This is a genomic window from Ferruginivarius sediminum, assembly GCF_003344765.1.
Classification (GTDB): Bacteria; Pseudomonadota; Alphaproteobacteria; order Kiloniellales; family Rhodovibrionaceae; genus Ferruginivarius; species Ferruginivarius sediminum.
Genome location: NZ_QPMH01000057.1, coordinates 1 through 1,130, shown reverse-complemented (window position 1 = coordinate 1,130; position 1,130 = coordinate 1). Strand labels below are relative to the sequence as shown.

Sequence of the window (1,130 nt, the reverse complement as noted above, 5' to 3'; positions counted from 1 at the left end):
TCCCGTCGCGGCGGCGAGGCCGCGTTCGACGTCGGCGAGGATGTCGTCGATGTGCTCCAGGCCGACGGCGAGGCGGACGTAGCCGGGGGAGACGCCGGCGGCCTGCTGCTCGTCGGCGGTGAGCTGGGAGTGCGTGGTGGTTGCCGGGTGGATCGCCAGCGAGCGGACGTCGCCGATGTTGGCGACGTGGTAGAACATCTCCAGGCTGTCGATGAACTTGCGCCCGGCCTCGACGCCGCCGCCCAGCTCGAAGCCCAGCAGGCCGCCGAAGCCGCCCTCCAGGTGGGTTTCGGCGCGGCCGCGATAGAGGGCGTCCTGCTTGCTGGGATGGATGACGCGGGTGACCGCCGGGTGCTTGTCCAGGTAGTCGGCCACCGCCTGGGTGTTGCGGCTGTGCTCGCGCATGCGCAGCGGCAGCGTTTCCAGGCCCTGCAGGAACATGAAGGCGTTGAACGGGCTCATCGCCGCGCCGGTGTCGCGCAGCAGCGTCACCCGCGCCTTCAGCACGTAGGCGATCGGCCCCAGCGGCTTCGCCGCCTCGGTCCAGACCGCGCCGTGGTAGCTGGGGTCGGGCTGGTTCAGGAGCGGGAAGCGCTCGGCGTGCCGCTCCCAGGGGAAGTCGCCGCCGTCGACGATCATGCCGCCGATCGAGGTGCCGTGGCCGCCGATGTACTTGGTGGTGGAGTAGACCACCACGGCCGCGCCGTGACGCAGCGGCTTGCACAGCACCGGCGCGGCGGTGTTGTCGACGATCAGTGGGATGCCGATCTCGCGGCCGATGGCCGCCACCTCGGCGATCGGGAACACCTGCAGGCGCGGGTTCGGCAGCGTCTCGGCGTACCACGCCCGGGTGTTTTCGTCCGAGGCCTTGCGGAACGCCTCCGGGTCGGCCGGATCGACGAAGCGCACCTCGACGCCCATCTGCGGCAGGGTGTGCGCGAACAGGTTCCAGGTGCCGCCGTAGAGGTCGGTCGAGCTGACGATGTTGTCGCCGGCCCGGGCGATGTTCTGGATCGCCATCGTCGTTGCCGCCTGGCCCGAGGCCACCGCCAGCGCCGCCGCGCCGCCCTCCAGTGCCGCCACCCGCTGCTCCAGCACGTCGCACGTCGGGTTCATGATCCGCGTGTAGA

General features: G+C 71.1%; 1 protein-coding gene. It reads right to left on the bottom strand.

All coding sequences use genetic code 11. The features are described from left to right. A partial coding sequence (locus tag DRB17_RS19790; protein ID WP_114583949.1) for an O-acetylhomoserine aminocarboxypropyltransferase/cysteine synthase family protein occupies positions 1-1,130 on the bottom strand: 1,130 nt, incomplete at both ends.